We start from the raw sequence: 6,363 nt of genomic DNA, 5'->3' as shown, positions 1-6,363 counted from the left end.
GTGCAGGGCCGGCCTGGACAATGACCGGCCAGCCCTGCACCGGCCGAGCAATGTTGAGAGGCCCCCGCACCGAAAGATGCTCGCCCTTGTGATCCAGCACATGCAGCCTCGCCGGATCGAAATAAAGCCCGCTTTCAGGATCGCGGATGAAGGCGTCGTCGGCAAAGCTGTCCCACAGCCCGGTCACCACATCGTGGAACTCCCGCGCCCGCCGGTAGCGCTCATCATGCTCGACATGTTCGTCGAGACCGAAGTTCAGCGCCGCGTCGGGATTGGACGTGGTGACGATGTTCCAGCCGGCGCGGCCGCCACTGATATGATCGAGCGAGGCGAAGCGGCGCGCGACATGATAGGGCGCGTCGAAGGTCGTCGATGCCGTGGCGACCAGCCCGATATGATCGGTGACGGCGGCCAGCGCCGACAGCAGCGTGAATGGCTCGAACGACGTCACCGTATGGCTGCGCCGCAGCGCTTCGATCGGCATGTTGAGCACTGCCAGATGGTCGGCCATGAAGAAGGCATCGAACTTCGCCGCCTCAAGCGTCTGGGCGAAGCGCTTCAGATGGGCAAAGTTGAAATTGGCGTCCGGATAGGCGCCGGGATAACGCCAGGCGCCTGTGTGCAAACTGACCGGGCGCATGAACGCGCCGAGCCGCAGCTGCTTTTTATGTGTCATGGGCTGGGCATCCCGAGCGGCATTGAGTGATCCGCCGAAGTTCCGGCATGGCGGGATTGACCGCGACCCGCCGGAACTTCGGTTCAGTCGGCGAGCTGCTATGCCGCCGTCGGATAATCCGTATATCCCTTCGAATTGCCCCCGTAGAACGTATTGCTGTCGGGGGCGTTCAGCGCGATGCCTTGCTGTAATCTGCCTACGAGATCGGGATTGGCGATGAACAATTTTCCGAAAGCGACCAGATCGGCACGCCCTGCCTCCACCGCAGCTTCCGCGAGTTCCCTGTCATAGCCATTGTTGACCAGCCAGGCGCCGGCACCGCCCGCATCGCGATAGGCCGCCTTGAAGGCGGCATAGTCGAACGGCCGCTCGCCTTGCTGGAAATCACGGGCCCCGCCCGTCGCACCTTCAATGACGTGGACATAGGCCAATCCATGGCGGCCGAGTTTCCTGGCCACGTATTCGAACAAAGGCTGGGGTTCGGGATCGGAGGAGTCATTGGCCGGCGTCACCGGCGAGAGCCGAATGCCGGTCCGGCCGGCGCCGACTTCCCCGACGACCGCCTCCACCACCTCGAACAGGAAGCGGGCACGGTTCTCGATCGAACCGCCATAAGCATCGGTCCGATGATTGCTGCCCGAACGCAGGAACTGGTCGAGAAGATAGCCATTGGCCGCGTGGATCTCGACGCCGTCGAAACCGGCGACCTCGATTGCCGCTTTCGCCGCACGCCGGAAGTCTTGCACGATACCCTGGATCTCGCCTTCCTCAAGTGCCCGCGGCTCGGACGTCTCGGCAAAGCTGCCGCTGCCATCCGCTCCGACCAGGAAGGTCTTGGATTTCGCGCGGATCGCCGACGGCGCAACAGGCTTGCCGCCTCCCGGCTGCAGCGATGTGTGCGAAATCCGCCCCACATGCCAGAGCTGAACGACGATCTTGCCGCCTTCGGCGTGCACTGCGTCGGTGACCTTCTTCCACCCGGCGAGCTGTTCTGGCGCGTAAAGACCCGGCACGTTCGCATAGCCCTGGCCCTGATGAGTGATCGCGGTCGCTTCGGTCACGATCAGGCCCGCGGTGGCACGCTGGCGGTAATAGGTGACGGACAGATCCCCTGGAACCGCATTCGGCGAGCGATTGCGCGTCAGCGGCGCCATGACGATGCGGTTGGCGAGGGCGAGGTCGCCGGCCGCTATCGGGTCGAAAAGTGTGGTCATCGGAAGGCCTTTCATACTCAAGCAAATGCAGGTTCAGATATCGGAGAGCGAAGCGCGGAAAGCGGCGATCGTTTCGTCGTTCCGCCTGTAGAATACCCATTGACCTAGGCGGCGTGTGGTCACCAGATCCGCCGATGAAAGCGTGGCGAGATGGGCCGACACGGTTGATTGCGACAGACCGCAACGTTCGAACTGCCCCGCGCAAACGCCCATGGCCAGTGGATGTTCCTGGCTCGTGAAATGCATTTCCGGCTCTTTCAACCAGTTCAACATCTGGCGCCGAACCGGATGGGCCAACGCCTTCAGGATGGCATCGTGATCCATGAATTCCCCGTATATCGCCAGTAGCCGATATTTATATCGCACTTATGCGATCCGTAAGGAACGACATTCTGTTTTTGGCGACCGATGCGAAACACTTGCCCTGGCGGCACAGCCTGCATGGCGGTTCAAAGGCGTTTGTTCGGAACCTGATCGGCCCGCGGCTGTTTTGCGTTCAGGCAAACACGGAGGCAGCCATGGCACGCGACAGGACCGAATATGAAACCGGCGCACGGAAGTATCCCGCCAGGACCGGCCCGGATCCGAGCGACGATTTCTCGCCCGATGCGGCGGGCAACAAGCCGCCGGCAGGCGGGATGGGGCTCACGCGACAGGCGGATCAGACAAATGAGAAAACACATCAGTCCGAAGGCCAGAACCCGCCTGGCAAGGCGACACCCAGCCCTGCAACCGAAAAGACATCCGGTGCGGGCCCGGCGATCTCCGAACGTTCGAAGGACGCGAAGTCTCCAAAATCGGGCCGCCAACCCGGCGCCTATGTCAAGGACTGACGCGGACGGGCGGCGACACATTTCGACAAGCTTATGCGTCGCGCTGACCTTTCGGTTTGGCGCGCGAACTTTCTTCAGCCCAGGAGAACCACCATGGAGACGAAATCCCGGACCGCCGGTGAAGCCGCCAAGCAGCGCCATATCCAGCGCGGCGTCGATGCCAAGGACAAATCGAAGCGCAACGGCAAGGCGGAGCACGCCATGCAGGCAGGCGCGCGCACCTATCCCGAGCCGCCCTTCCCCAAGCAACATCAGGCCAAGCCCGGGCATGAAGCGGCGATCGAACCTGCCCCGCTCTACGATGCTCCCTATTATCTCGGATCAAGGAAACTCGAGGAAAAGGTGGCTCTCATCACCGGCGGCGATTCCGGCATCGGTCGCGCGGTGGCGGTATTGTTCGCCCGCGAAGGCGCCGATATCGCGATCGTCTACCTGGCCGAGGACAGGGACGCCGAAGAGACGAAATCCGCCGTCGAAAAAGAAGGTCGACGCTGCATCCTGATCAAGGCCGACGTCAGCGAACGGCAGGATTGCCACGATGCCGTGGCGGCCACGGTCAAAACATTCGGCCGCATCGACGTGCTGGTCAACAACGCCGCCTTCCAGATCCATTCCAGCGACTTCGGCGAGCTGACCGAAGAACATTTCGACACGACGCTGAAGACCAATCTCTATGGCTATTTCCATATGGCGCAGGAAGCGGTGCCGCACATGAAGCCGGGCTCGGCGATCGTCAACACCGGTTCGGTTACCGGCATAGACGGCTCGAAGCAACTGGTCGACTATTCGATGACCAAGGGCGGCATCCATGCCTTCACGCGCGCGCTTTCGGGCAATCTCATCGCCAAGGGCATCAGAGTGAACGCGGTCGCGCCTGGCCCGGTGTGGACGCCACTCAATCCGTCCGACAAGCAAGCCGGCGACGTCTCGAAATTCGGCGCGGACACGCCGATGAAACGGCCGGCACAGCCGGAGGAACTGGCTCCGGCCTATGTGTTCCTGGCCTCTCCGCACTGCTCGAGTTACATCACCGGCGAGATCCTGCCGATCGTCGGCGGCTACTGAGGTCATCGCAATGTATTTCATTGCCTTGGCGACCGATTATGACGGGACGCTCGCGCATGACGGGGCTGTCTCCAAGAAGACGCTCGCCGCGTTGGAGCGGTTCAAGAAAAGTGGCCGTAAACTGCTTCTGGTCACCGGACGCGAGCTGCCCGACCTCAAGCGCGTGTTTCCCGATGTCGGCCTGTTCGACAAGGTCGTCGCCGAGAACGGCGCCCTGATCTATACCCCGGCGAGCGAGGAGGAGCGGGTGATCTCGCTATCGCCGGAGCCCAAATTCGTCGCCAGACTGAAAAAGCAGGGGGTGAAGCCACTTTCGGTGGGACGTTCGATCGTCGCCACCTGGGAGCCACATCAGGCGACCGTGCTCGAAGTCATCAAGAAGATGGGGCTCGAGCTCGAAATCATCTTCAACAAGGGTGCGGTGATGATCCTGCCGAGCGGCGTCAACAAAGCCACCGGGCTGGCGGCCGCGCTCGAGGATCTTCGCCTGTCGCCCCATAATGTGGTGGGTATCGGCGACGCCGAGAACGATCATGCCTTTCTGCAGGCCTGCGGCTGCAGCGTTGCGGTCGACAATGCCATTCCCGCGGTCAAGAGCACCGCAAACCTGGTCATGCGCGGCGCACGCGGCAAAGGCGTCGAGGAATTGATCGCCAAGCTGATCAAGCGCGACCACGGGATCGTGCCGAGGCGCCACGACGGCATTGTTCTGGGATCGTCAGGTGGCGACGACATCTATCTGTCGCCGACCGACAGCGTGCTCATCGCCGGCAGTTCGGGCATCGGCAAATCCACCTTGGCCACCGCGCTGACGGAACGCTTCGTCGAGAACCGATTTCAGTTTTGCGTCTTCGACCCCGAAGGCGACTATGATGGCCTCGAGGGTGCGGTTCGGCTGGGGGACGGATCGAGCGCGCCGACAAAGGCGCAGGTGCTGGATCTGATCGCCAAGGCCGACAGCAATGTCGTCGTCAACGGGCTCGCGCTGCGTGTCAACGAACGGCCTGACTTTTTTGCCGACCTGCTGCCTGGCCTTGGCAGCTTCCGCCGCCGCACCGCGAGACCGCATTGGCTGGTCATCGACGAAGCGCACCATCTTCTTCCGAAGCGGCGCGACGATACGCGCTCCGTGCTCTCCCTGGAACTGCCGGGCACAATCCTGATCACCGTCCATCCCGAAGCGATTTCGACCGACGCCCTGCGCCTGGTTACGGCCGTTATCGCCCTTGGCCCGAAGGCGAAGGACGTGGTGAAGGCCTTCTGCCGCGAGACCGGCATCGAGCCACCGAAGGACATTCCCACGCCCAAGGGCGACCGGGTTCTTTTCTGGCGGCCGCAGGTGCGCAAAAAACTCACGACGGTCAAGGTGATCGAACCTCGCCAGTCTCTCAAGCGCCACAGCCGCAAATATGCCGAGGGCCAACTCGATGAGACCGGCAGCTTCTATTTCCGCGGTCCCGACGATGCGATGAACCTCAGGGCCCACAATCTGATGATCTTTGCGCAGATGGCCGAAGGCATAGACGACAAGACCTGGGAGTTCCATCTGCGCGCGGGCGACTATTCGAAATGGTTCCGCCGCCAGATCAGGGACAAGGACCTCGCCCGCGAAACCGCCGAGGCGGAAAAGGACAGGAAGCTTTCGGCGGAAGAGAGCCGCAAACGGGTGCTCGATGCCGTACGGCGGCGCTACACCGCGCCAGCGACGGCGCCCGAGGAGTAGCAGCCAGGCCGCGGTCATGGGCGATGTCGGGAACGGCGGTTCGCCGACCGCGTTGGAACCCGGGCGCCGGCCTAACGTTCAACCTCCAGCGAGAAGGAGTAGCGATCATGCCACGAGGCGAGAAATCCAAATACACCGACAAGCAGGAACGCAAGGCCGACCATATCGCCGAAGGCTATGAGAAGCGTGGCGTCTCCGACAAGGAAGCCGAGCGCCGCGCATGGGCAACGGTCAACAAGGACGATGGTGGCGGCAAGAAGGAAGGCGGCTCCGGGCGTGGCAAGCACACGGGCCATCCAGCAGCGCACAAGGGCGGCAAGAGCGGCGGAAAGGCGTCGGCTTCCCGATCGGCCGCGAGCCGGTCCGAATCGGCAAAGAAGGCGGCGGCGACGCGCAAGAGGAATGCCGCACACCACGCCCACTGAACGGCTCAATGACGGACAGGTTTGCCCTCTCCCTGGACACGCCTCCCATGGAGGCCAAGGCCGCCGATGTCCTGCCGGAAGGGGAAGGCCTTTGGCAATACGAGCCCAAATGGGACGGGTTTCGCTGCCTCGCCTTCAAAGGCGACACGGATGTCGACCTGCGCGCGAAATCCGGCAAACCTCTCGGCCGTTACTTCCCGGAGCTCGTCGCCATGCTGCAGCAGGTCGAGGCCCGCAACTTCGTTGTCGATGGCGAAATCGTCATCGAACTCGAAGGCCAGCTTTCCTTCGACGCACTGCAGATGCGGCTTCACCCGGCCGAAAGCCGTATCCGCAAGCTGAGCGTGCAAACGCCGGCGCGGCTGATCCTGTTCGACATGCCAGTTGCACCGGGCGGGACGATCCTGCTTGGCGAGCCGTTGTCGAG

At 62.7% G+C, this 6,363-nt stretch carries 7 protein-coding genes and 1 pseudogene; 5 read left to right on the top strand and 3 right to left on the bottom strand.

Features of this window, described 5'->3' with window-relative positions; genetic code table 11:
• The 3 genes from EOA36_RS23335 to EOA36_RS23325 form a co-directional block, all read right to left on the bottom strand.
• Positions 1-676 (bottom strand): NtaA/DmoA family FMN-dependent monooxygenase (locus tag EOA36_RS23335; protein ID WP_127279603.1); only part of this gene is annotated, 676 nt, incomplete at its 3' end.
• A 98-nt stretch (positions 677-774) separates the two neighbouring features.
• A complete protein-coding gene (locus EOA36_RS23330; protein ID WP_127279602.1) occupies positions 775-1,890 on the bottom strand; it encodes an alkene reductase in 1,116 nt (371 codons plus the stop codon).
• Positions 1,891-1,923: 33 nt separating this feature from the next.
• The gene (locus EOA36_RS23325; protein WP_127279601.1) at positions 1,924-2,214 is read right to left on the bottom strand and encodes a metalloregulator ArsR/SmtB family transcription factor; all 291 of its coding nucleotides are present in this window, start codon (positions 2,212-2,214) and stop codon (positions 1,924-1,926) included.
• 74 nt (positions 2,215-2,288) lie between these two features.
• On the opposite strand from EOA36_RS23325, the gene EOA36_RS23320 reads away from it, so the two are divergent.
• From EOA36_RS23320 to EOA36_RS23300, 5 genes and pseudogenes are all read left to right on the top strand, one after another.
• Positions 2,289-2,723 (top strand): hypothetical protein, encoded by a 435-nt coding sequence (locus tag EOA36_RS23320; RefSeq protein ID WP_245464446.1) that lies wholly within the window; start codon positions 2,289-2,291, stop codon positions 2,721-2,723.
• 93 nt (positions 2,724-2,816) lie between these two features.
• Positions 2,817-3,788, top strand: coding sequence for an SDR family oxidoreductase (locus EOA36_RS23315; protein WP_127279600.1), 972 nt, complete (start codon positions 2,817-2,819; stop codon positions 3,786-3,788).
• A gap of 10 nt (positions 3,789-3,798) precedes the next feature.
• Complete coding sequence (locus EOA36_RS23310; protein ID WP_127279599.1) at positions 3,799-5,511, top strand: HAD-IIB family hydrolase; 1,713 nt, start codon at positions 3,799-3,801, stop codon at positions 5,509-5,511.
• A 107-nt stretch (positions 5,512-5,618) separates the two neighbouring features.
• A complete protein-coding gene (locus tag EOA36_RS23305; RefSeq protein WP_127279598.1) occupies positions 5,619-5,936 on the top strand; it encodes a plasmid stabilization protein in 318 nt (105 codons plus the stop codon).
• 8 nt (positions 5,937-5,944) lie between these two features.
• Positions 5,945-6,363 (top strand): annotated as a pseudogene (locus EOA36_RS23300) (ATP-dependent DNA ligase); the annotation flags it as partial.

The organism is Mesorhizobium sp. M8A.F.Ca.ET.021.01.1.1 (assembly GCF_003998025.1).
Taxonomy (GTDB): Bacteria; Pseudomonadota; Alphaproteobacteria; order Rhizobiales; family Rhizobiaceae; genus Mesorhizobium.
This window is presented reverse-complemented; position numbering and strand designations above follow the sequence as displayed.

What these genes read in the sequence shown, in the direction of transcription:
- EOA36_RS23330 (WP_127279602.1), bottom strand. Translation starts at nt 1,890, where the DNA reads ATGACCACACTTTTCGACCCGATAGCGGCCGGCGACCTCGCCCTCGCC.
- EOA36_RS23325 (WP_127279601.1), bottom strand. Translation starts at nt 2,214, where the DNA reads ATGGATCACGATGCCATCCTGAAGGCGTTGGCCCATCCGGTTCGGCGC.
- EOA36_RS23315 (WP_127279600.1), top strand. Translation starts at nt 2,817, where the DNA reads ATGGAGACGAAATCCCGGACCGCCGGTGAAGCCGCCAAGCAGCGCCAT.
- EOA36_RS23310 (WP_127279599.1), top strand. Translation starts at nt 3,799, where the DNA reads ATGTATTTCATTGCCTTGGCGACCGATTATGACGGGACGCTCGCGCAT.
- EOA36_RS23305 (WP_127279598.1), top strand. Translation starts at nt 5,619, where the DNA reads ATGCCACGAGGCGAGAAATCCAAATACACCGACAAGCAGGAACGCAAG.